23 protein-coding genes are annotated in these 24,348 nt (G+C 50.8%); 8 read left to right on the top strand and 15 right to left on the bottom strand.

Translation table 11 applies throughout. The annotated features are described in order from the left end of the window. Positions 1-308 precede the first annotated feature (308 nt). Positions 309-824 (bottom strand): molybdopterin-guanine dinucleotide biosynthesis protein MobB, encoded by a 516-nt coding sequence (gene mobB, locus ACLJTG_RS19950; RefSeq protein ID WP_010989085.1) that lies wholly within the window; start codon positions 822-824, stop codon positions 309-311. Further along, the gene (gene mobA / locus ACLJTG_RS19955; RefSeq protein WP_079951471.1) at positions 821-1,405 is read right to left on the bottom strand and encodes a molybdenum cofactor guanylyltransferase MobA; all 585 of its coding nucleotides are present in this window, start codon (positions 1,403-1,405) and stop codon (positions 821-823) included. Before mobA ends, mobB begins: the two co-directional genes overlap by 4 nt. A 69-nt stretch (positions 1,406-1,474) precedes the next feature. Between mobA and ACLJTG_RS19960 the strand changes: the two genes are divergently transcribed. The 3 genes from ACLJTG_RS19960 to dsbA all read left to right on the top strand — a co-directional run bounded on the left by ACLJTG_RS19960 (position 1,475) and on the right by dsbA (position 3,450). Continuing rightward, positions 1,475-1,744, top strand: a complete 270-nt coding sequence (locus tag ACLJTG_RS19960; protein ID WP_000649858.1) for a YihD family protein — start codon at positions 1,475-1,477, stop codon at positions 1,742-1,744. 79 nt (positions 1,745-1,823) lie between these two features. Continuing rightward, positions 1,824-2,810: a serine/threonine protein kinase gene (locus ACLJTG_RS19965; RefSeq protein ID WP_000999262.1), complete on the top strand. Its 987-nt coding sequence runs from the start codon at positions 1,824-1,826 to the stop codon at positions 2,808-2,810. Between the two features lie 16 nt (positions 2,811-2,826). After that, a complete protein-coding gene (gene dsbA, locus ACLJTG_RS19970; protein ID WP_000725364.1) occupies positions 2,827-3,450 on the top strand; it encodes a thiol:disulfide interchange protein DsbA in 624 nt (207 codons plus the stop codon). Positions 3,451-3,462: 12 nt separating this feature from the next. On the opposite strand, the gene ACLJTG_RS19975 is transcribed toward dsbA, so the two are convergent. After that, the gene (locus ACLJTG_RS19975; protein WP_000196894.1) at positions 3,463-4,371 is read right to left on the bottom strand and encodes an acyltransferase; all 909 of its coding nucleotides are present in this window, start codon (positions 4,369-4,371) and stop codon (positions 3,463-3,465) included. 387 nt (positions 4,372-4,758) lie between these two features. Between ACLJTG_RS19975 and polA the strand changes: the two genes are divergently transcribed. Further along, positions 4,759-7,545 carry a DNA polymerase I gene (gene polA / locus ACLJTG_RS19980; protein ID WP_000249972.1) on the top strand — a complete coding sequence of 929 codons (2,787 nt, stop codon included), beginning with the start codon at positions 4,759-4,761 and terminating at the stop codon, positions 7,543-7,545. Between the two features lie 334 nt (positions 7,546-7,879). Here polA and yihA read toward each other — a convergent pair whose 3' ends face one another. Then, on the bottom strand, positions 7,880-8,512 hold the full coding sequence (gene yihA, locus ACLJTG_RS19985) for a ribosome biogenesis GTP-binding protein YihA/YsxC (RefSeq protein ID WP_000183327.1): 633 nt from the start codon (positions 8,510-8,512) through the stop codon (positions 7,880-7,882). A 239-nt stretch (positions 8,513-8,751) separates the two neighbouring features. Here yihA and ACLJTG_RS19990 point away from each other — a divergent pair, with 239 nt between their 5' ends. From ACLJTG_RS19990 to hemN, 3 genes are all read left to right on the top strand, one after another. Then, the gene (locus ACLJTG_RS19990) at positions 8,752-8,976 is read left to right on the top strand and encodes a hypothetical protein (protein ID WP_001541209.1); all 225 of its coding nucleotides are present in this window, start codon (positions 8,752-8,754) and stop codon (positions 8,974-8,976) included. 119 nt (positions 8,977-9,095) lie between these two features. Continuing rightward, positions 9,096-9,611, top strand: coding sequence for a Der GTPase-activating protein YihI (gene yihI / locus ACLJTG_RS19995; RefSeq protein WP_000743292.1), 516 nt, complete (start codon positions 9,096-9,098; stop codon positions 9,609-9,611). Between the two features lie 188 nt (positions 9,612-9,799). Further along, on the top strand, positions 9,800-11,173 hold the full coding sequence (hemN, locus tag ACLJTG_RS20000) for an oxygen-independent coproporphyrinogen III oxidase (protein ID WP_000003520.1): 1,374 nt from the start codon (positions 9,800-9,802) through the stop codon (positions 11,171-11,173). An 89-nt stretch (positions 11,174-11,262) separates the two neighbouring features. Here hemN and ACLJTG_RS20005 read toward each other — a convergent pair whose 3' ends face one another. The 4 genes from ACLJTG_RS20005 to glnA form a co-directional block, all read right to left on the bottom strand. Further along, a complete protein-coding gene (locus tag ACLJTG_RS20005) occupies positions 11,263-11,373 on the bottom strand; it encodes a YshB family small membrane protein (protein ID WP_001578131.1) in 111 nt (36 codons plus the stop codon). A 112-nt stretch (positions 11,374-11,485) separates the two neighbouring features. Then, positions 11,486-12,895 (bottom strand): nitrogen regulation protein NR(I), encoded by a 1,410-nt coding sequence (glnG, locus tag ACLJTG_RS20010; RefSeq protein ID WP_001188783.1) that lies wholly within the window; start codon positions 12,893-12,895, stop codon positions 11,486-11,488. 8 nt (positions 12,896-12,903) lie between these two features. Further along, positions 12,904-13,953, bottom strand: coding sequence for a nitrogen regulation protein NR(II) (gene glnL / locus ACLJTG_RS20015; RefSeq protein WP_000146194.1), 1,050 nt, complete (start codon positions 13,951-13,953; stop codon positions 12,904-12,906). 274 nt (positions 13,954-14,227) lie between these two features. Then, a complete protein-coding gene (gene glnA, locus ACLJTG_RS20020) occupies positions 14,228-15,637 on the bottom strand; it encodes a glutamate--ammonia ligase (protein ID WP_001271699.1) in 1,410 nt (469 codons plus the stop codon). Between the two features lie 375 nt (positions 15,638-16,012). Here glnA and typA point away from each other — a divergent pair, with 375 nt between their 5' ends. Further along, positions 16,013-17,836, top strand: a complete 1,824-nt coding sequence (gene typA, locus ACLJTG_RS20025; RefSeq protein ID WP_000572064.1) for a ribosome-dependent GTPase TypA — start codon at positions 16,013-16,015, stop codon at positions 17,834-17,836. A gap of 54 nt (positions 17,837-17,890) precedes the next feature. On the opposite strand, the gene ACLJTG_RS20030 is transcribed toward typA, so the two are convergent. From ACLJTG_RS20030 to ompL, 7 genes are all read right to left on the bottom strand, one after another. After that, the gene (locus ACLJTG_RS20030; protein ID WP_021000958.1) at positions 17,891-18,625 is read right to left on the bottom strand and encodes a Cof-type HAD-IIB family hydrolase; all 735 of its coding nucleotides are present in this window, start codon (positions 18,623-18,625) and stop codon (positions 17,891-17,893) included. Then, complete coding sequence (locus tag ACLJTG_RS20035; protein WP_021000959.1) at positions 18,610-19,488, bottom strand: STM4011 family radical SAM protein; 879 nt, start codon at positions 19,486-19,488, stop codon at positions 18,610-18,612. The genes ACLJTG_RS20030 and ACLJTG_RS20035 overlap by 16 nt, the downstream gene beginning before the upstream one ends. Further along, entirely contained in the window at positions 19,485-20,726 is a 1,242-nt protein-coding gene (locus tag ACLJTG_RS20040; protein ID WP_077464286.1) for an STM4012 family radical SAM protein, read from the bottom strand. The genes ACLJTG_RS20035 and ACLJTG_RS20040 overlap by 4 nt, the downstream gene beginning before the upstream one ends. Position 20,727: 1 nt before the next feature. Further along, positions 20,728-21,603, bottom strand: coding sequence for an STM4013/SEN3800 family hydrolase (locus tag ACLJTG_RS20045; RefSeq protein ID WP_000282799.1), 876 nt, complete (start codon positions 21,601-21,603; stop codon positions 20,728-20,730). Then, complete coding sequence (locus ACLJTG_RS20050) at positions 21,596-22,621, bottom strand: STM4014 family protein (protein ID WP_410959053.1); 1,026 nt, start codon at positions 22,619-22,621, stop codon at positions 21,596-21,598. Before ACLJTG_RS20050 ends, ACLJTG_RS20045 begins: the two co-directional genes overlap by 8 nt. Before the next feature lie 12 nt (positions 22,622-22,633). Beyond that, positions 22,634-23,482 (bottom strand): STM4015 family protein, encoded by an 849-nt coding sequence (locus ACLJTG_RS20055; protein WP_064042974.1) that lies wholly within the window; start codon positions 23,480-23,482, stop codon positions 22,634-22,636. A gap of 156 nt (positions 23,483-23,638) precedes the next feature. Continuing rightward, positions 23,639-24,331, bottom strand: a complete 693-nt coding sequence (gene ompL, locus ACLJTG_RS20060) for a porin OmpL (RefSeq protein ID WP_000838828.1) — start codon at positions 24,329-24,331, stop codon at positions 23,639-23,641. Positions 24,332-24,348 lie beyond the last annotated feature (17 nt).

Consider the following 24,348-nt stretch of genomic DNA (forward strand, 5'->3'; position numbering starts at 1 on the left):
CCAGGCATCAAATAAAACGAAGGGCCCTGTCGGAAGACAGGGCCTTTTGTTTTATCTGTGGTCTGCCGGTGAGCACTTTCCTGAGGAGGACAAATCCGCCGGGAGCGGATTTGAACGTTGCGCAGCAACGGCCCGTAGGGTGGCGGGCAGGACGCCCGCCATAAACTGCCAGGCATCAGACAAGTGAAGAAACCCGTCCGTCTGGACGGGCTTTTTTGCGTGTGTGGTAACTGTAAAAATGTAGGCCTGATAAGCGCAGCGCCATCAGGCAACCGGCACCGCCGGATGGCAGCTTCGCCTTATCCGGCCTACAAGGAACGTGCTTTCTCTAACCACCGCAAAATGAAGGCAGAAATCTGCGATACATCATTAAGATCCAAAACGGGTACCGCTACGGCAAGTGGAATATCACTGGCAACCGCAATAACATGCTCATCAAGAATTAATTCTTCCTCGCTGTGCCCACATCCCTGACGAAAAAGTAAGATCTTCGCAACTGCCTCGTGTTTAAACCCTTCTACCAGCACCATATCCAGCTTTGATGCATCCATCCGGCTCACCAGCCATGCCAGATCCAACTCTTCTTGCCCCGGCGTTTCAGTCATTAACGCCCAGCGCTGCTGACTGGCAACCAGCGTCTGTGCCGCCCCGGCCTTACGTAATTCGTAGCTATCTTTACCCGGTTTATCAACATCCATATCATGATGGGTATGCTTAATCAGCCCTGGCCGAATACCGTGCGCACAAAGTGCTGGGATCAGTTTTTTCAGCAGTGTTGTTTTTCCCGTGCCGCTCCACGCGGCAATGGCGAGTAGCGGTATCATGGTCTCTTTTGCCATTGCGCGAGTTCCTCCGGCGTGTTGACGTTCACAAATGCCTCCTTACAATCGCTGAAATCAACGGCGTGTCCGCCTACCTGGCGCATAAAAATCATTACCCGCCGCTCGCCTGCTTGCAAATAAGCTGTCAACTGGGGCTCAACGGCACGATTAATCAACGCGATCGTTGGATGATCGCGCTCTCCATCATCAACCCAAACCACGGGTGCGCCATGACGCTGCGCTGCTAAACGATCGACCAGGGTGTGGGGGATACAGGGATTGTCACAGGGACAAAACAGAAACCAGTCGCCTGCTACCTGCTGAAAAACGGAAAGCATACCCGCCAGCGGACCGGGAAAGTCAGCAATTGAATCCGGAATGACTTTCAGGGCGCTGGCCTGGTAGATATCCAGATGGCGATTAGCACTAATGACGACCGTAGCCAGTTGCGGCGCGAGCGCGTCGGCAACGTGTCGCCAGAGCGGTTTACCGTTCAGTTCAAGCAGACCTTTATCCACACCTCCCATCCGCCGGGCTTTACCGCCTGCCAGCACCACGCCGGTTATTACTTCATCCAGATTCACCGATATCGCCTCTTTTATTGTGGGATTGACCCTGCTACCGTGTCTGTATCAAGAATAAGGAGCACAGCTATGAAATGTAAACGCCTGAATGAAGTCATTGAACTCCTCCAGCCAGCCTGGCAGAAAGAGCCTGATCTTAATCTGACGCAATTTTTGCAGAAACTGGCGAAAGAGTCAGGTTTTGACGGCAAACTGGAAGATTTAACTGATGATATCCTGATCTACCATCTGAAAATGCGCGATTCCGCCAAAGACGCCGCCATTCCAGGGATTCAAAAAGACTATGAAGAGGACTTTAAAACGGCGCTTTTACGCGCCCGCGGCGTTATTAAAGAGTAAAACCTTGTAAGCGGCGCCACCGAAATCGCCACGAAATGATATCCTGAATCATTCGTAGTATTTTCCGGATGATGGTGGGATGAACGACAACGCTTTTACTTTCCAGACGCTACACCCGGAAACCATCATGGATGCGCTGTTTGAACAGGGGATCAGGGTGGATTCCGGGCTGACTCCACTAAACAGTTATGAAAACCGCGTCTATCAGTTTCAGGATGAAGACCGTCGACGTTTTGTCGTTAAGTTTTATCGTCCTGAACGCTGGTCTGTTGATCAAATTCGGGAAGAACACCAATTCGCGCTTGAACTGGTGAAGGATGAGGTTCCGGTTGCTGCTCCGCTCGCGTTTAATGGCCAGACACTGTTAGCGCATCAGGGCTATCATTATGCCATTTTCCCCAGCGTAGGCGGTCGTCAGTTTGAAGCAGACAATATCGATCAGATGGAGGCGGTAGGGCGTTATCTTGGCCGATTGCATCAGACGGGGCGAAAACGTCCTTTCACTTTCCGGCCTGACATTGGGCTTGCAGAGTATCTTTTTGAACCTCGCCAGGTATTCGAAGATGCCGCACTGATTCCCTCCGGGCAAAAAGCGGCTTTCCTGAAAGCCACTGATACTCTACTGTCTGCAGTTACCGAATGCTGGCGCACCGATTTCGCCACGCTGCGATTGCACGGCGATTGTCATGCCGGCAACATTCTATGGCGTGATGGACCGCTGTTTGTCGATTTAGATGATGCCCGTAACGGTCCGGCGATACAGGATTTATGGATGCTGCTGAACGGCGACAAAGCCGAACAGCGAATGCAGCTTGAAACCATTATTGAAGCTTATGAAGAAGTTAGTGAGTTCGATACGGCTGAAATTGGTCTCATTGAACCTTTACGCGCCATGCGTTTAGTTTATTATCTTGCCTGGTTGATTCGTCGTTGGGGCGATCCTGCGTTTCCAAAAAACTTTCCCTGGTTAACAGGGGAAGATTACTGGCAGCGACAGACAACGGCTTTTATTGAGCAGACTAAAATTTTGCACGAACCCCCTTTACAATTAACGCCAATGTATTAATCGGAGAGAGTTGATCATGAAAAAGATTTGGCTGGCGCTGGCTGGTATGGTTTTAGCTTTTAGCGCCTCGGCAGCACAGATCAGCGACGGTAAACAGTATATCACGCTGGATAAACCGGTCGCTGGCGAACCCCAGGTACTGGAGTTTTTCTCCTTCTACTGCCCACATTGTTATCAGTTTGAAGAAGTGCTTCATGTGTCTGACAATGTGAAGAAAAAGCTGCCGGAAGGCACCAAAATGACCAAGTACCACGTTGAGTTCCTGGGGCCGTTGGGCAAGGAGCTCACCCAGGCATGGGCGGTGGCGATGGCGTTGGGTGTAGAAGATAAAGTCACGGTCCCGCTGTTTGAAGCCGTACAGAAAACCCAGACAGTACAATCTGCCGCGGATATCCGTAAAGTGTTCGTAGATGCGGGCGTCAAAGGCGAAGATTACGATGCGGCATGGAACAGCTTCGTGGTGAAATCACTGGTTGCGCAACAGGAGAAAGCCGCGGCTGACCTGCAACTGCAGGGCGTTCCGGCGATGTTCGTCAATGGCAAATACCAGATTAACCCACAAGGCATGGATACCAGCAGCATGGATGTTTTTGTTCAGCAGTATGCTGATACTGTGAAATATTTGGTTGATAAAAAATAAAAAGAACGCCGGTCACTGACCGGCGTTTTTATAAGATGTTTTAATCTCTTCTATCTGTATATCTTTCTTATCCCACAGCGTATTAAGCCAACGTTGAAAACGGCGTTTGAATGTTTTGTCGTTCACGTAATCGCCGTGCAGTTCTTCATTTATGGGTTCCAGTTGCACCCGAACAACAATACGCGTCAGCCTACCGCTTAGCATATCGTAGAAAGGGTGGCGATCGTTGTTTGGGTAACACAACGTAATATTAAGCAGCTTATCGAACTGTGAGCCTAAAACGTTAATCGCCATTGCAATACCGGCTGCTTTTGGCGGCAACAGATGTTGATAAGGTGAATGCGTTTGCTGACGTTTCTCATGCGTAAATCGCGAGCCTTCAACAAAGTTAACGATAGTGGTGGGATACCGACGAAACTTTTCGCAAGAGCGACGAGTTGTTTCAACATCTTTGCCGCGTCGATCGGGGTGGCGGAGCAGGTAGCTACGGGAGTAGCGCTTCATAAACGGCATATCTAATGCCCAGCACGCCAAGCCAATGAACGGTACCCAGGCCAATTGCTGTTTAAGAAAGTACTTATTCATTGGGATATGCTTGCGGAACAGAACGCAAAGCACAACGATATCGGCCCAGCTGCGATGATTACAAATCAGTAAATACCAATTTTTCTTGCTCAGCCCTTCTAACCCTTCTACATCCCATTGCAAGTGCGGATTAAGGCGTAACAGCGCTGCAAGACCAGCACACCAGCAATACATCATGAAATTGCAGAAAATGGAGACCTTGCGCCAGATACAGGGAACAGGCAAAAGGAGCTTTACCATACCGGCAACGATGATCGGTACTGAGCAAACAATAGTGACCAGGATGGTCAATACGATACTTAATGGGAGCGTGATAGCCGCGAGTATTCTCGTCATAATAAATTATTCAAAAGTTAGCCATAAACGGTGCGCGAAAAGGGCGCAAGGGGCTGATTCTATCAGAAAACGATGCTAATGATGGCGCTGAGTGAAATAGAAACACTCGTAACAACTATCCACATTATGATAACGGCATGAATCAGATAATCAGAAAAACGTGATGTTAACAACTCATTGAAAATAATGGGTAATTATTAAGACGAGAAGGCTATCGCGCTGATTTTAAAGTAATGGTAAGAATTTACACACAAAGTTATCCACAGGTTATTTTGCGAGCGATCCTGAAGATCGACAAAACTTTTCCGCAAATGCGGCGAAAAACTCAAGTTTTCCTCCTGTATGTGGCATCCTTTAACCATAATCTGTTAAACAGGCACGGACATTATGGTTCAGATCCCAGAAAACCCACTTATTCTCGTAGATGGCTCATCCTATCTCTATCGCGCCTATCATGCGTTTCCGCCGTTAACCAACAGCGCGGGAGAACCTACGGGCGCAATGTATGGTGTCCTCAACATGTTGCGCAGCCTGATCATGCAGTATCAGCCGACGCATGCTGCGGTGGTGTTTGACGCCAAAGGAAAAACCTTCCGTGATGAGCTCTTTGAACATTACAAATCGCATCGTCCTCCGATGCCGGATGATCTTCGTGCGCAAATAGAGCCGTTACATGCCATGGTTAAAGCCATGGGGTTACCTCTGCTGGCGGTCTCTGGCGTAGAAGCGGATGACGTTATCGGTACACTGGCGCGGGAAGCGGAGAAGGTGGGGCGTCCGGTATTAATCAGCACCGGCGATAAAGATATGGCACAGTTGGTGACGCCGAATATTACGCTGATCAACACCATGACTAACACCATCCTCGGCCCGGATGAAGTCGTTAATAAGTACGGTGTGCCGCCTGAGCTGATTATCGACTTTCTGGCGCTGATGGGGGACTCCTCGGATAATATTCCAGGCGTACCAGGCGTGGGTGAGAAGACGGCGCAAGCCTTGCTTCAGGGATTGGGCGGCCTGGATACGCTGTACGCCGAGCCGGAAAAAATTGCCGGCCTCACTTTCCGCGGCGCCAAAACGATGGCCGGTAAATTAGCGCAGAATAAAGACGTAGCGTACCTGTCTTATAAACTCGCCACCATTAAAACGGATGTTGAACTGGAGCTGACCTGCGAACAGCTTGAAGTGCAGCAGCCGATTGCGGATGAACTGCTGGGCCTGTTTAAAAAATATGAGTTTAAGCGCTGGACGGCGGACGTCGAGTCAGGCAAGTGGCTACAGGCAAAGGGCGCGAAACCGGCGGCCAAACCGCAGGAAACGGTCGTTATTGATGAATCGCCCAGCGAACCGGCAGCGGCGCTCTCTTATGAAAATTATGTCACGATTCTGGACGACGTTACGCTGGAAAGCTGGATTGAAAAGCTGAAAAAAGCGCCAGTTTTTGCTTTCGACACGGAGACCGACAGTCTGGATAATATCGCCGCCAACCTGGTGGGCCTCTCGTTTGCTATCGAACCTGGCGTTGCCGCGTATGTACCTGTCGCGCATGATTATCTGGACGCTCCGGATCAAATCTCCCGCCAGCGTGCTCTGGAACTGCTGAAGCCGCTGCTGGAAGATGAAAAAGTGCGCAAAGTGGGGCAAAACCTCAAGTACGATCGCGGCGTCTTGCAAAATTACGGTATTGAGCTGCGCGGTATCGCCTTCGATACCATGCTTGAGTCTTACATTCTGAACAGCGTCGCCGGACGCCATGATATGGACAGTTTGTCCGATCGTTGGCTGAAGCACAAAACTATCACCTTTGAAGACATTGCCGGTAAAGGTAAAAACCAGCTCACCTTTAACCAGATCGCACTGGAGGAAGCGGGGCGCTATGCGGCAGAAGATGCGGATGTCACGTTACAGTTGCATCTCAAAATGTGGCCTGAGCTCCAGCAGCACAAAGGCCCGCTGAATGTTTTCGAAAACATCGAAATGCCGCTGGTGCCGGTACTGTCACGCGTTGAGCGCAATGGCGTAAAAATCGATCCTGCCGTCCTGCACAAACATTCGGAAGAAATCACACTACGTCTGGCGGAACTGGAAAAGAAAGCGCATGACATTGCGGGCGAGGCGTTCAACCTGTCCTCAACGAAGCAGTTGCAGACTATCCTGTTTGAAAAGCAGGGTATTAAGCCGTTGAAGAAAACGCCTGGCGGCGCGCCGTCAACGTCGGAAGAGGTGCTGGAAGAGCTGGCGCTGGACTATCCGCTGCCGAAAGTGATTCTGGAGTATCGTGGTCTGGCGAAGCTAAAATCCACCTATACCGATAAGCTGCCGCTGATGATTAACCCGAAAACCGGGCGCGTCCATACGTCCTATCATCAGGCGGTAACGGCGACGGGACGTTTATCGTCCACCGATCCGAACCTGCAAAATATTCCGGTGCGCAATGAAGAGGGCCGCCGCATTCGTCAGGCATTTATTGCGCCTGAGGATTATCTCATCGTATCTGCGGACTATTCACAGATTGAGCTGCGTATTATGGCGCATCTTTCCCGTGATAAAGGGCTGCTCACGGCGTTCGCCGAAGGGAAAGATATTCACCGTGCAACGGCGGCGGAAGTCTTTGGCTTGCCGCTGGATAGCGTGACCGGGGAACAGCGCCGAAGTGCGAAAGCCATTAACTTTGGCCTGATTTACGGGATGAGCGCCTTCGGTCTTTCTCGCCAGCTTAATATTCCGCGTAAAGAGGCGCAGAAGTATATGGATCTCTACTTCGAACGCTACCCTGGCGTGCTGGAATATATGGAGCGCACCCGCGCTCAGGCAAAAGAACAAGGCTATGTGGAAACGCTGGAGGGACGCCGCCTTTATCTGCCGGATATTAAATCCAGCAACGCGGCGCGGCGCGCGGGGGCGGAACGCGCGGCGATCAATGCTCCCATGCAAGGAACGGCTGCCGATATCATCAAGCGCGCCATGATTGCCGTCGATGCCTGGCTACAGGCCGAGCAGCCACGCGTGCGGATGATTATGCAGGTACACGATGAATTAGTGTTCGAGGTGCATAAAGACGACTTAGATGCGGTAGCAAAACGTATCCATCAGTTGATGGAAAACTGCACGCGTATTGATGTGCCGTTGCTGGTAGAAGTCGGTAGCGGGGAAAATTGGGATCAAGCGCACTAAGCATTTAAGGAATAACGCGCTTTTTTCGTAATTAAGCAACATAAGCACGGGGGTTTTGTGATGGGTATTAGAATTCCCTATGTAAAGAATGAAAAAAAATTACGAAAAGGTCTTTCTGTGTTGCTCAAAAAAGAGTAAAGTTATTCGCGTAGGGTACAGAGGTAAGATGTTCTATCTTTCAGACCTTTTACTTCACGTAATCGGATTTGGCTGAATATTTTAGCCGCCCCAGTCAGTTTATGACTGGGGCGTTTTTTATTGGGCGTAAGAAAAGTTTCGCTCACACCGTAGGCCGGATAAGACGCGCAGCGGCGCCATCCGGCATAGCGGGTGATTATTCCCCGTCCTGAATCTCTTCGACCGGTGCCAGTTCGCTAAACCAGCTATCCAGCTTCTGACGTAACTTATCCACGCCCTGCTTTTTCAGCGAGGAAAACGCTTCTACCTGCACATCGCCATTAAAAGCCAGCACGGCTTCACGTACCATATTCAACTGCGCCTTGCGCGCGCCGCTGGCCAGTTTGTCCGCTTTGGTCAGCAGAACCAGAACCTGGATATTGCTCTCTACAGCCCACTGGATCATCTGTTGGTCGAGGTCTTTCAACGGATGGCGGATATCCATTAAAACGACTAAGCCCTGTAGGCTTTGACGTTTCTCCAGATATTCCCCCAGCGCGCGTTGCCACTTGCGTTTCATCTCTTCCGGGACTTCCGCGTAGCCATAGCCCGGCAGGTCGACCAACCGTTTGCCATCTACGACTTCAAACAGGTTAATCAATTGGGTACGGCCCGGCGTTTTAGAGGTGCGCGCCAGGCTTTTTTGGTTGGTCAACGTGTTCAGGGCGCTGGATTTGCCTGCATTGGAACGGCCAGCAAAAGCCACTTCAATTCCGCAATCGGAAGGTAAATGGCGAATATCAGGCGCACTCATCACAAAATGCGTCTGTTGATAATTCAGGTTAGTCAAAGCGGTCGTCTCCGTCAGTCAAAGCATTGTGGCGATTATACCTGAACGCCAGCAAAAGACGGATTTTTCGGCGCGTCGGTGCTGTAAGCAAAAGCCATACGATTTGTGAGACATTGTCCATTGCACTTATGCGACATGACAGAGTCGTTGTCAGGCTCAAAGCCAGTTAATATAGTTAAATCATGAATTTATAGAAAGGTAATTGTCTGAAAAAAAGGGATTTGCCGTGTCGGTATCTTGTGAGTTTACCCCAAAAGAGTAAAGTAATGCACATAGCGAGGACGCTAACAGGATCAACGACTCAGGATGAGGGTCAGGAGCGCCAGGAGGCGAAGACACAGGATTGTCAGGAAGACAAACGTCCGGAGACGTTAGTAAAAGGAAATGGAAACAACATGGAATGTTCCAGGCTAAGGGAAAAACAGGGCGTGTTGATAGCCAACAGGGATGGTGGAACCCGTTAAGGGTCGTGAGTCAAGAAAAAAAGGCGGCAGATTACTCTGTCGCCTTTTTTCTTTGCTTGCTTTCTGCTAGATTCCGCCTCAATTCTATACTGAATAAAACGGCTTAAAGATCTGACATCATGAAAAAACCAACCTCTGCACCGCGCAGTAAAGCCTTTGGCAAACAGCGTCGTAAAACGCGTGAAGAGTTAAACCAGGAGGCGCGCGACCGTAAACGCCTGAAAAAACATCGCGGTCATGCGCCGGGAAGTCGCGCGGCGGGCGGCAATTCCGCTTCGGGCGGCGGCAATCAGAATCAACAAAAAGATCCACGTATTGGCAGTAAAACACCTGTTCCATTGGGCGTGACTGAAAAAGTGACCCAACAGCATAAACCGAAAAGTGAGAAACCTATGCTTTCACCGCAGGCGGAGTTGGATTTACTGGAAACGGATGAGCGCCTGGATGCGCTGTTAGAACGTCTGGAAGCGGGCGAAACCCTGAGTGCGGAAGATCAAGCCTGGGTAGATGCCAAACTGGATCGTATTGATGAACTGATGCAGAAGCTTGGTCTGTCTTACGATGACGACGAAGAAGACGACGAAGAGGACGAGAAGCAGGAAGATATGATGCGCCTGCTAAGAGGCGGCAACTAACGGGTTTACACCGTGGGCTTGCCCGTCCTGCTTATAACCCTTCCGGTTATATGTTATCTGGTGTGGTTATTCGTTAAACTACAGCGATTGTCGCGGCGACAGAAATGGCTGCGCAGCCGGCTTGCCGCCCGTCATGGCGTGAAGCCGGTACGCCGTACCCGCCAGAGACGCCATCGGAAGGAGTGAGCATGTCTGAACAGCAAATAGACTGGGATCTGGCCCTGATCCAGAAATATAACTATTCCGGGCCACGATATACCTCGTACCCAACCGCGCTGGAGTTTTCTGAAGACTTCGAGGACGCCGCATTCTTGCAGGCTGTGGCGCGTTATCCTGAACGTCCGCTCTCGCTGTATGTGCATATCCCGTTTTGTCACAAGTTGTGTTATTTCTGCGGCTGCAACAAGATTGTCACCCGCCAACAGCATAAAGCCGACCAGTATCTTGACGCGCTTGAGCAGGAAATTCGTCATCGCGCGCCGCTGTTTGCAGACCGTCATGTCAGCCAGCTTCACTGGGGCGGCGGTACGCCTACCTACCTGAATAAAGCGCAAATCAGCCGCTTAATGACGCTGTTGCGTGAAAATTTCCACTTTAATACCGACGCGGAAATCTCGATCGAAGTCGATCCCCGTGAAATTGAGCTGGATGTGCTCGATCATTTACGTGCGGAAGGTTTTAACCGCCTGAGTATGGGCGTGCAGGACTTTAATAAAGAGGTGCAGCGCCTGGTTAACCGCGAGCAGGATGAAGAATTCATCTTTGCGCTGCTTAATCACGCCCGCGATATCGGCTTTACCTCGACCAATATCGATTTGATCTACGGTCTACCGAAACAGACGCCGGAAAGCTTCGCTTTCACGCTGAAGCGTGTGACGGAGCTGAACCCCGATCGTTTGAGCGTCTTTAACTATGCGCATCTGCCAACGCTTTTTGCCGCCCAGCGTAAAATTAAAGATGCCGATTTACCCAGTGCGCAGCAGAAACTGGATATTTTGCAGGAGACCATCGTATCGCTTACTCAGGCCGGTTATCAGTTTATCGGGATGGACCATTTTGCCCGTCCGGACGACGAACTGGCCGTCGCGCAGCGCGAAGGCGTGCTGCACCGTAATTTTCAGGGCTATACGACCCAGGGCGATACCGATCTGCTGGGGATGGGGGTTTCTGCTATCAGCATGATTGGCGATGGCTACATGCAGAACCAGAAAGAGCTGAAGCGTTATTACCAGCAAGTGGATGAGCGGGGCAATGCGCTATGGCGTGGTATTACGCTGACCCGTGATGATTGCATTCGTCGCGATGTTATCAAGGCGCTGATTTGTAACTTCCGCCTGGATTTTAACGCTGTCGAACAGCAGTGGGGTTTGCATTTCGCTGAGTATTTTGCCGAAGATTTGCAGTTACTGTCGCCGCTGGCGAAAGATGGGCTGGTGGATATTAGCGAGAAGGGAATTCAGGTGACGGCGAAAGGTCGTTTGCTGATCCGCAATATCTGCATGTGCTTTGACGCGTATCTGCGCCAGAAAGCGCGGATGCAGCAGTTCTCGCGCGTCATTTAGCCGGGTTGCCCGGTGGCGCTGCGCTTACCGGGCCTACACGTTGCGACAACCTGTAGGCCGGATAAGCATTAGCGCCATCCGGCACATTGTCAGCTGAACAGTCCTACCAGCGCGGCACACAACACGGCGGCTAGCGCAGTTTGTGGCGTGTGGCTGTCGACCGCTCCACTTGATACCAGATTAATAATAGATTCTAACATAATGAATCCCCCCGTTTGCCGGGCATGATCATACTGAACTCATCGGAACAGTAAAGCGCAAAATAGCAGCGTTTTGCGCTCAATTATTAATCTTTACACTCGCGGGTAATGTTTACTCCATTCCCAGCTCTTTCAACTTCCGCGTTAGGGTGTTTCGCCCCCAACCGAGCAGCCTGGCGGCTTCCTGTTTATGACCCTGCGTATGGCGTAACGCCGTGGTCAGTAGCGTTCTTTCCAGTTCTGGCTGCGCTTCAGAAAGCAGGTTTTGATGACCGGATCGCAAGGCGCGGTCCGCCCATTGTGCCAGTAATGTAGCCCAGCTATCCGGCGGCAGGTGGGACGGGCTATCCGGCGTCGAGGCTTCAAACAGTTCGCCCGGTAAATCCTGGATCAATACCTCCTGTCCGGCGGCCATGACGGTGAGCCAGCGGCAGGTATTTTCTAACTGACGCACGTTACCAGGCCATGCCAGGCGTGTTAACGCCGTTTCGGTTTCTGGATGTAATAATTTGGCTTCCACGCCTAATTCACGGGCGGCGACCTGCAAAAAATGGCGCGCCAGGCGCGGAATATCCTCACGGCGTTCACGCAACGGCGGAAGATGGATACGAATCACGTTCAGGCGGTGGAACAGGTCTTCGCGGAATTTCCCTTCCTGAACGCGTCGTTCGAGGTTCTGGTGGGTGGCGGCGATAATGCGCACATCCACTTTTACCGGCGCGTACCCGCCCACACGGTAGAACTGTCCGTCAGCCAGCACGCGTAACAGACGAGTCTGGACATCCAGCGGCATATCGCCAATTTCGTCCAGAAACAGCGTACCGCCGTCAGCCTGCTCGAAACGGCCCTGCCGGATGGTATTCGCCCCGGTAAAAGCGCCTTTCTCATGGCCAAACAGTTCGGATTCAATCAAATCTTTCGGGATGGCCGCCATATTGAGCGCGATAAACGGCGCTTTGGCGCGTGGGCTATGGCGATGTAGCGCATGGGCGACCAGTTCTTTACCGGTTCCTGATTCGCCGTTAATCAGCACGCTAATCGAAGAACGCGACAGCCGACCAATAATGCGAAACACATCCTGCATGGCGGGCGCTTCGCCTATCATGTCTGTTGTCGGGCCGTTAACCTCGATATTACGCGGCTGCTGCTGCTCCTGATAGTGGCTAATCGCGCGCTCGACCAGAGCGACGGCTTCATCAATATCAAACGGTTTAGGCAGATAATCAAACGCCCCCTGCTGATAGGCGCTCACGGCGGCATCTAAATCGGAATGCGCGGTCATAATGATGACCGGAAGCATCGGGTGACGCTGTTTAATCTGCTTTAATAGCGCCAGCCCGTCCATTCCCGGCATTCGGATATCCGACAGCAAGACGTCCGGCGTTTTACTGGCCAGCGCAGCCAGTACTTCATTACCATTCTCAAAGGTGGTACAGGTCAACCCTGCCCCGGCGAGAGCACGTTCAAGCACCCAACGGATGGAACTATCATCATCGACGACCCAGACTATTCCTCGTTGCATAAACACCTCTATTTCCGAATCGGCAGGTAAACCGAAAACTCGGTATGCCCCGGCCAACTGGTAAATTCAATTTTGCCGGCGTGTTGATCGATAAGATTGCGGGCGATAGATAACCCAAGCCCGGTGCCGCCTTCGCGACCGCTGACCATCGGGTAGAACAGCGTATCCTGTAAATGGGGAGGAATGCCCGGCCCATTGTCTTCAACGTCTATACGCGCCGCCAGGCGATAGCGTTCGCCATGCAGCGTTAACTGGAAGGCGGTACGGGTACGCAGCGTAATTTCGCCGCCTTCCGGCCCCAGCGCCTGCAAGGCATTGCGGACAATATTCAGCAGTACTTGCTCAATTTGTTCCGGATCGTGCGGCAGTTCTGGCAGACTGGGGTCGTAATCGCGGATAAGCCGGACATTATCCGGCAGTTCCATCGACACCAGCGCCACCACGCGCTCCGCGACTTTATGTATGCTCTCGGTAATGTGCATTCCCGGGTGCTGCGGCCCCAGCAAACGATCGACAAGGTTGCGTAGCCTGTCGGCCTGTTCAATGATGACTTTGGTATATTCCGTTAGCGCCGGGTCGGGCAGCGCCTTGCTGAGTAGCTGCGCCGCGCCGCGCAGGCCGCCGAGCGGATTTTTGATTTCGTGCGCCAGACCGCGCACCAGATCGCGGGCGGCGATTTGCTGCGCGTGCTGCAACTGCTCCTGACTCAGACGACGCTGGTTATCCATCGGCGCCATTTCGAGCAGTATAAAATCGTCGGGCAGACGTTGGGCGGTCAAAGAGAGAATGTGCGAGCGACTATCAATCACCAGCGTCACTTCGTTATCGGTAAAGCCTTGCCCTGCCGCTAAACTTTCGCGCATCAGGTCAATGTTTAACGAAAAATAGCTCAACAGTTCAGGTAACGGCGTCCCGAACAGTTTGCGTGAGCTTTGCGCGAGCAACTGCTGCGCGGCAGGGTTGGCGTAATGGATTGCCAGCGCGTCGTCGACCACCAGCACGCTGTTGATTAACGAATTGAGGATCTGCCCAGCATCGGGCTGTATGCCGCTTGCCATTCAGCAGTCTCCTGGAAAAGGTTGCACCATTTTAGTGCATTATAGCTTTTTACTACTAAAAAGCGCGTGAGATCAGATTGTTGGTGGAGAAAAAAGCCCATCCTGGGATGGGCTGAAAGTTTCCACGGCAACTCAAAAACTCCTGACGCCTTTCACGCTGCTGCTGCGTTGGCTGCCTTCGCTTACCCCAGTCACATCGCTATCTATGCTCCTGGGGATGTGCTCAGTTGCCGCCTTGCAGCAACGCGAAATTCGTCGGATTTTTAATATACGATTAAACGCTGTAGTACAGCTCAAACTCTACCGGGTGCGGGGTCATACGCACGCGGTCATCTTCTTCGCGACGCAGCGCAATATACGCATCGATCGCTTCATCCGTGAACACGCCGCCTGCTTTCAGGAACTCGCGGTCCAGGTCCAGCGCGTTCAGCGCTTCTTCCAGAGAACCCGCTACCTGTGGGATCTCTTTCGCTTCTTCCGGCGGCAGGTCATACAGGTTTTTGTCCATGGCTTCGCCCGGGTGAATCTTATTCTTAATCCCGTCCAGACCGGCCATCAGCAGGGCGGCAAAGCACAGATACGGGTTAGCCGCCGGGTCCGGGAAGCGAACTTCGATACGGCGCGCTTTCGGAGACGCCACCACCGGAATACGGATGGAGGCGGAACGGTTACGGGCGGAGTAGGCCAGCATCACCGGCGCTTCGTAACCCGGGACCAGACGCTTGTAGGAGTTGGTGGTCGGGTTCGCCAGGGCGTTGATGGCTTTGGCGTGTTTGATGACGCCGCCGATGTAGTACAGCGCTTGTTCAGACAGGCCGGCATATTTGTCGCCAGAGAACAGGTTGGTGCCGTTCTTCGCCAGCGACATGTGGCAGTGCATACCGGAACCGTTATCGCCGAACATCGGTTTTGGCATAAAGGTCGCGGTCTTACCGAAGCGGTGAGCCACGTTATGCACGACATATTTGTAAATCTGAATTTCGTCGGCTTTTTTGGTCATGGTGTTAAAGCGGGTCGCCACTTCGTTCTGACCTGCGGTCGCTACTTCGTGATGGTGCGCTTCAACGACCAGGCCCATCTGCTCCATGACCAGACACATTTCAGAACGGATATCCTGCGCGGAGTCAACTGGCGGAACCGGGAAATAACCGCCTTTCACGCCCGGACGATGGCCTTTGTTGCCGCCTTCGTACTTGGTAGAGGAGTTCCAGGCGCCTTCAATATCGTCAATCGCAACATGTGAGCCGGAGATAGATGCGCCGAAGCGGATGTCGTCGAACAGGAAGAATTCAGGTTCCGGCCCAAACAGGACGGTATCGGCGATACCGGTCGCGCGCAGGTAGTCTTCCGCACGTTTTGCGATGGAACGTGGGTCACGGTCATAACCTTGCAGAGTGCCAGGCTCCAGGATGTCGCAACGGATAATCAGGGTAGAGTCCGCGAAGAACGGGTCAATCACTGCGGTGGATGCGTCTGGCATCAGCACCATGTCGGATTCGTTAATGCCTTTCCAGCCGCCGATAGAGGAGCCGTCAAACATTTTGCCTTCTTCAAAGAATTCGGCATTTACCTGATGAGCAGGAATCGTGACGTGCTGTTCTTTGCCTTTGGTATCGGTGAAGCGCAGATCGACAAACTTCACTTCGTGCTCGTTCAGCATCGTCAAAACGTGTTCAGCGGACATACTTGTACTCTCCCGGATTGGTCATGGTCGGTCGTCGTGGTAACGAGATCTTCAATTCTGCTGGCCGTGTCGCCGTAAAAATATAAAGCGAAATCTGTGCCAACTTTCACATTGCCCCCAAAAGGCGTTATCATGCGCACCATCGTGCAAAAGGGCTGCACCACGGTGACTATGTTGCACCAAAATAGTGCTTCAATGTGAACATTAAGCACCATATTGGTGCAATAGAACGCAAGCCACCCTTTTAACGCTCCGTGAAAGCGATCACAAAGAGACTCTGCAATACTTGTTTGCGGAGGATGTTTGTGATCCTGTTTTGTAGTGCGATTAATCCGTGTACAATAACGCGCTATTTCTAATGCCTGAGGCAAAGTTGTGATCGAAAATTTGCGTAACATCGCCATCATCGCGCACGTTGACCATGGTAAAACTACCCTGGTTGATAAGCTGCTCCAGCAATCCGGTACGTTCGACGCGCGTGCCGAAACTCAAGAGCGAGTGATGGACTCCAACGATTTGGAGAAAGAGCGTGGTATTACTATCCTCGCTAAAAACACCGCTATTAAATGGAATGATTACCGTATCAACATCGTTGATACTCCCGGGCACGCTGACTTCGGTGGTGAAGTAGAGCGCGTCATGTCCATGGTTGACTCTGTGCTGCTGGTGGTTGACGCATTTGACGGCCCGATGCCGCAAACGCGCTTCGTGACCAAAAAAGCCTTTGCTCATGGCCTGAAACCTATTGTGGTTATCAACAAGGTTGACCGTCCTGGCGCGCGCCCTGACTGGGTTGTTGACCAGGTATTCGACCTGTTTGTTAACCTCGACGCGACCGACGAACAGCTGGACTTCCCGATCATCTACGCTTCGGCGCTGAACGGTATCGCGGGTCTGGACCACGAAGATATGGCGGAAGACATGACCCCGCTGTATCAGGCGATCGTTGATCATGTTCCGGCGCCGGACGTTGACCTCGATGGTCCGTTGCAGATGCAGATCTCCCAGCTGGACTACAACAACTATGTTGGCGTTATCGGCATCGGCCGTATCAAACGCGGCAAAGTGAAGCCGAACCAGCAGGTCACTATCATCGATAGTGAAGGGAAAACCCGTAACGCGAAAGTAGGTAAAGTGCTGACGCATCTGGGTCTGGAGCGTATCGACAGCGATATCGCCGAAGCGGGCGATATCATTGCGATCACCGGTCTGGGCGAGCTGAACATTTCCGACACCATCTGCGACCCGCAGAACGTTGAAGCGCTGCCGGCGCTGTCCGTTGATGAGCCGACCGTGTCTATGTTCTTCTGCGTTAACACCTCGCCGTTCTGCGGTAAAGAAGGTAAGTTTGTGACTTCTCGTCAGATTCTTGACCGTCTGAACAAAGAGCTGGTGCATAACGTGGCGCTGCGCGTTGAAGAAACCGAAGATGCGGATGCGTTCCGTGTATCCGGTCGTGGCGAACTGCACCTGTCCGTGCTGATTGAAAATATGCGTCGTGAAGGTTTCGAACTGGCGGTTTCCCGTCCGAAAGTTATCTTCCGTGAAATCGACGGTCGTAAACAAGAGCCGTACGAAAACGTGACGCTGGACGTCGAAGAGCAGCACCAGGGGTCTGTCATGCAGGCGCTGGGCGAGCGTAAGGGCGACCTGAAAAACATGAATCCGGACGGTAAAGGCCGCGTACGTCTCGACTACGTGATCCCAAGCCGTGGGCTGATTGGTTTCCGTTCAGAATTCATGACCATGACTTCCGGTACGGGTCTGCTGTACTCCACCTTCAGCCATTACGACGATATTCGTCCGGGTGAAGTGGGCCAGCGTCAGAACGGCGTACTGATCTCCAACGGTCAGGGTAAAGCGGTGGCGTTTGCGCTGTTCGGTTTGCAGGATCGCGGTAAGCTGTTCCTGGGTCACGGCGCGGAAGTTTATGAAGGCCAGATTATTGGTATTCACAGTCGTTCCAACGACCTGACGGTAAACTGCCTGACCGGTAAGAAACTGACCAACATGCGTGCGTCCGGTACGGATGAAGCGGTGATTCTGGTTCCGCCAATTAAAATGAGCCTTGAGCAAGCGCTGGAGTTCATTGATGACGACGAACTGGTAGAAGTCACCCCAACCTCTATCCGTATCCGTAAACGTCACCTGACGGAAAACGATCGCCGCCGTGCGAACCGTGGTCAGAAAGAAGAGTAATTAACGCTCTTACGGATAAAAACCCTGCCGAAATGAAAGCTCGGCGGGGTTTTTTTATTCACGTTGAGAAAGGGATAAGGTTACCAAAAAATCAGCAATCGCTGGCGTATTATGCCGACCAATGACGCTATCCGCATACACCTTTGCCCGAGCGCTGGCATTCCCCATCGCGACACCCAATCCTGCTAAACGTAGCATTTCCGCATCGTTATCATTATCGCCAAACGCCATCACTTCGCGCATTGCGATATGCTGTTGCTGTGCATATCTGGCGAGGCTTTGTCCTTTGCTACAACCCTTCTGGAGAATATCCAGTTGATGATGCCAGGACCAGGTACAGCTTAGCTGTAATTCATGCTGTATAAACTCAGCAATATGTTGTAGTTGTTTTATGTGCCGATGAACGATGCTGATTTGCCAAATATTCTCCCTACTGCTTAGCTCATCAGCCTGAAAGATTATTTTATCATCAGCACGAATTGTCGGTTTAAGCGGATATACCCGCGCCAGTATTTTTTCCGCTTGTAAGTGCGTCAGCGGCAGCGGATCAAGGATCTGCTGTTGAGCCGGTTGATAAATATAACTTCCGTTACAACAGATCATCGGTTCGGTGAGCGCCAGCGTTTGATAATACGCATAGGCTTCACGATGAGAGCGACCGGTGACAAGCATTATTCGGCAGCCCATGTCCTGCATCTGACGGATAGCGGTTAGCGACTCTGGCAGAATTTGTTTATTACGGTTTAGCAGCGTTCCATCAAGATCAAAAGCGATTAAACGATATCGCATGAGCGTCCGATCCTAAAACAGCGTGAGGCATCCAGGTGATTCAGCAATGGAATATCGAGACGGTGCTGATAAGCGAGAAAACAGTGGCATTGTTTTGCCTGGCAGGCGGGAGAATTAAGCCGTTGCTGATATAAATTACCCATTTTAATTTTGCTGATATGACAAGCAAAAAGATCGCCTTCTGCATTCATAAAAATACTTTTTCTTCCTGCGGTACAGATATCCAGCTGCGCTGGCCACTGCTGCGTTTCAACCACATACAGCGGATCGAGTTCGCTGAAGGCGATGGTTTCCTCAACGGTATGCCGGGTATTGGCACACTCGTTGGCGTTAAACCAAAAATAATTCTGGTCAGGCAACCGCTGGCGTAGCCAACGAAACTGGTCGATATCTTTCATACTGGTGACAGCCCCCGCGCACCAGGTTATTCCGGCGGCAGAGAGCGCTAAACACTGCTGGAGAAAGCGCTCAGCGGTAATTTGTGAGGGATGAAAAGAACACCATAACCGAAGCTTTGAGATATCTCCGCTGCCGGCACGAAATGACTCCAGCAATGACATTAACGAAAAAGAGGCGTTAGTTTGTATGCCGACCGCCTGAACATGAGGATAGCGGCTAATTTCTGCCAGCGCCGCCATGTAATAACGCAAGCGTAGCGCCTCGCCATAAGGCGTAATCATCACATTCAACGGCGTACCTAAAAGAGGCAAATGGTCAACCATGCGCCATAGCGCGGCTTCGTCCCGTTTTTTATCGTTACGGGCGTGTTTATGGAACGGGCAATAGCCGCAATGATAATTACACGATTTAAGATAGCCGCGATAAAACAGCGTGTGAATATCGCGCAGGGCGGGGGCGCTCATCTCTGCCGATTCTCCCGTAGCATCACCTCAGGCGAAACGAACACAGGAGCAAGGCAATCGGATAATGCCATACCGGTCTCCGTTAGCCGGAGGCGACTGCCATTCTGATAACAGTAGCCCTGCCGTATAAAGCGTTCCAGGTCGGGGAAATCCCTTAGCGCATCGCTGGTAAAATATTGCTGATAATCGCTAAGAGAAAGTCCTTGCCAGAAAAATAGATTTTTAATGATAAAGCGGCGTTTCATTTCATCAGGGGGGAGCAGATAACCGTGATTAATGACGGTTTTGTCCGGGCTGTCGATAAACGCCTGAATGATTTTTCGTGATGTTTGCAGGTTCGACGACCACGGTGAACAGTAATGCAGATTGCCAAGATAACTTCTGCCGCCCGCGCCGAGCGCCAGTGAGTTTTCAAATCCGCAGCTTTCCGCCGCGGCGGATGGCGCTGGATTAAGGACGAAACGGCGCATGGACGTTTGGGTGTAGCCCGCGTTGCGTAAAAGATCGCGGGCTAAAACGTAGTAGCTATGCATATTTTCCTGGCGAGGCATATTATAAAGCGGATAAAGAAACAGCTCTTCCGGTTGATAAACGAGCGCCTGATGTAACGATTCCGTCAGGCTTGCGTGAGTCTGGCCGGGAATGCCGTAAATAATATCAATATTGAGTGATGGAAAATGACCTGCCTTTAGCCATTCCAACGCCTGGTGCGCGCTGGCGGTATTGTGGCGGCGATGCAGCGTATGTAACTCGCTATCATGAAAACTTTGTACGCCAATACTGACGCGATTAACGGAAAAGGCGTTTAATAGCGCTACTTTTTCTGCCGTGGTATCCGTAGGGGAAGTTTCAATTGTTTTATAAATATTCCAGTCAACATTGAGCACATCAAAGACGGAAAAAAATAACTTTTCTAATTGCGCAATGTTTAATAGCAGAGGTGTGCCGCCGCCTACGGTAAAGCTTGCCCAGTGGACGGGCGCCAGCGCCATTTGTTGGCCCTGGGTAATAATCGCGTCGATATAGCTATCAATGAACGTATTATCTGCGCCTGTGCAGGTAAATAAATTACAGAATCCGCAGCGACTTTGACAAAACGGCATATGAACATACAGATGTGTGTCGTGCTCGTAAATCCGCGGTTTTACTTCGCTAAAGCTGACGTTCTCCAGCTCCCGATAAGCCGTCTTATGCGGATAACTGTACATATACTGACGATAAATATCATTGTTATTCATATTAATGATTACAGCTCAGCAAGAAATGCATATAGGGAACGGTATTAACGATCGGATGATTAAAACTATGGAAATATTTCCCGTCTTCGCCATAGCAGGTACCGTGATCGGAACAGACAATAACGAACGTTTCGCCGCCGGTTTGGCGGAAAATGTTTAGTAATCCGTCGATGCGGGCGTCGATATAGCGTAGCGCGGCGGCATGAGTCTCAACGGTATCGCCAGGGGCCGCGCCCTCCACGTAAAAATGGTTAGGGTAATGAATCGTGTCGATATTGATATACATCATGACCGGTTGGCTGCCAGCACGTTCGGCCATGATTTTCTGGATATAATGGATCTGGTTATCCATACTCTCTTTAACCGTACAGGCAAAGCGTGGATGCCAGTAACTCTCTTTAAACATCGACGGGAACACTTTTCCCATGCCGGAGCGGTTATTAAAGAAAGAGACGCCGCCAATACAGATGGTCTGGTAGCCTTTATTTTCCAGACTTTTTATCCATGTTGCGTCATCAAAGGCAAATGCATTTTTCGGCCCTTTACGACCAAGTCCGATATCTTTTGGGAAAAACAGCATGGTCTGATTAACGGTATCATCAATAGGTTTTGGCATAAAACCTGAAAACATGGCGTGATGCGAAGGCCAGGTAAAATTACCGGCCGCCTCGCATTTCGTCCATTGTCCATAATGATTAAGGTTGGGCGTATTTCCGGCGGTTTGTTCCTGAAGCGCAATATCGTAGCGTAACGAGTCCAGCACAATAAAAAGAATATGAGCGTTATTACTAATTAGCGTATTCATATCGAATTCGCCATCGCCTGTGTCAATCGACGCGTGTAGCGAGACGGGGACTTCATCCATTGAATTATACATTTTGCTTCCTCATGGCCCGGATTTGCGCCTGATAAATTAGATTATTCTGCTGCGCATCCTGATAAATCAAATCACCCTGGCCATTAATTTCAATAATATACGGCGTCAGGCTGGTAGTAAGTAAAACATCAATACCCGCTAAGCGAATGCCAGGGAAAAGCCGCATGGCATTTTGACAGAGCGTATCGATCTCAGTCACTTTTGCGGCAGATAACTCCAGACTTTCGAAGCGGTAAGCCTGGTTTTGCAGATGTAAGTTAGTAATGGGCTGCGAGGAGGTTCTGACCACTCGCCAGATAATTTCGCCATCCAGGCAGACGATGCGTAAATCATAGGTTTTATGCTTTACGCTGGCTTTGGGCAGCCACTGTTCGACGAGGTTTTCCTGCTGAAGAACGCCATTAATAATGAGCTGGATATCTTCTTTCTGACGATACTGTTGGATTTTTTTGCTGTTAAATAGCTGTTGTCCTGATATGACAATCGCGCTGTAAAGCACCTGCTTTATGCCATCGGGGTGGCGGCGCAAAGCGATAACGCCCGCCGCGCTAGAACCCAGCGAGGGCTTAATAAACACGCTGGCGACCCTTTTTTCCTCCATGATGGCGGTGAGCTGTGCAAAACTTTTTACGTCTTCCGCTACCAATGGCGGCGTGGGGATGCCGTGTTCCAGTAAGCGCCGCTTGCAGAGTTTTTTATCCAACAGGTGAATGAGGCCCGCCGGATGGTTAAGCCAGGTGACGCCAGGACGCGCCGCCATGTTCTGCAAAAAATGGATATAGTCCAGACCGATCGCGTTTATTTTGCGGATGTCTGTTTCACTGTGTACTGGCGGGTCGATTTTAACGATGCCAGAGGTCAGCGAAGCGTCCAGCGCTTGCGGATGAGTCAGCGCCGTGACGGGTTCCCCAAGTACGGCGGCAGCCTGCATAAAATAATGCGTGCGCTTGCTCTGACGGGGGCCAATGAGCGTAATCACAATAAATCCCTTTATCGTTGTGTAGGGGAATGTGCACATTCCCCTACACAATCACTCGGTGTACATCGCATTCATATAAATATCGCCATCGTAATCATCAGGCTCCAGAGCTTCTGAAAGATTCAGGTTTATCGGCAGTGTGGCTTTTAGCTTTTCCTGCATCTCCGGCGTCAAATAGTGGTGGTGGAGATCGAGTGTTTCCAGATGCGCAATTCGGTCTTTATGCTCCAGCAGCGCCTCTGCGCCGTTGTCCGTTAAGGTACCGCATGAGAGTTCCAGCACGTTAAGCTGCGGCAGGATATTACTTTCCAGCACCCGGCGGGCGATATCATCCTGCTCTTCGCTGTTCATCAACCCCAGATGGGTGAGCTGAGGGAAAAGATCTTTCGATGCCAGCGTCATCACGTCATCCAGCGAACCGTCAAAACCGTATTCCTCTACGCCCAGGAAGAGCTTCAGCGTTTTTAATGCAGGGAGCTGCGCATTTTGTAGTTCGGCAAGCACATTAGAAGGGATGCCGCCGGAAATGATTTCCAGGTGCTCCAGTTTCTCATGATGTATAGCGCCCAGTTGCAGATCCGACGCGCCTTTAATAATCAGTTCTTTCAGATTGGGTAACGCCGCATAGAGCCTGGAATAGTCACCTTGTTTAATCCAGGAGATCTCGCAGTCTTCGCTCTCCATATCACCGATAAACAGTGATTCCAGGTGAGAAAAGCGGGGGGCGTTCTCCACAATCATATCAATAATAGGCTGGCAGGTTTCGTCTTCCCAACAATCACCCCAGTTACCAATGGTCAGTGAGCGAAGCTTTGGCAGATCTTCATCGGTTAAAATCAAATTAATGAGCTGTTCCTGGGTTAATTCATTGCCCCAATCAATATTAAATCGCTTATTCATTTGTTTCCCTTTTCTATAAGCATGAATATGGTAAAACGCTTTGCGAATATTATCATGGCGCTTAGGGGCGGGATATCGGGAGTCTGATTCAGGATGAATGAGCGGGCAGAACAACTACCCGCTGTGATGCAGATTCGAAAAATAGAGGCGATAATATCAGAAGAAATACTTCGCCCCGATACGAATCTGGTTTTGCTCTCTATGGTAGGGGCCCACGTTACGATCTAACCAGCGTAATTCAAAGTAGGGCAACCAGTGTTCATTGATACGATAACGGAAGGTATTGGTGATTTCCCAATGATGCTTCGTACCATTACTACTATTAAAATCATTAACGTTATAAAAATAGTGTGGTTCAAAGGTATAAGAAAATTTATCGGTAATGATAAAATTCCAATAGTTACCGATTTCATAGCTGTCATTATTATCCAGTTCGCCATTCAAATCGGTTGAACTATAATTATTGTGATTATATCGGTTACGTACCGTAAGATTAAACCACGGGGTAAATTTATAGTTAACATCCAGATAGACGGCGCCGCCGGAACCAATGCTTTTGTCGTTTATTAACCCCCCAGGCTGGATGGTTAATTTATCTGTAGGTTTAAATAATGGATACCAGCCCTCAATCTCATTATAACCGTGCTTTAATTCATCATCACGCTGTAGCGTATAGGTATTGGTCAACATAATTCCGGCCCCCATATCGGAGTTATAGCCGACGCGCAGCATAAACTCCATTTGGTCAGACGCCAGGTTATAGGCCTCACGGTTTTCTACATAAGCGCCAGCAAAAACAGAGGTGGATATTACTGAAGTTAATATCACTAGAGTATTCAGAGATTTCATAATAAATCCATTTTTCA

The sequence above is a fragment of the Salmonella sp. SAL00672 genome (assembly GCF_046552175.1).
Classification (GTDB): Bacteria; Pseudomonadota; Gammaproteobacteria; order Enterobacterales; family Enterobacteriaceae; genus Salmonella; species Salmonella enterica.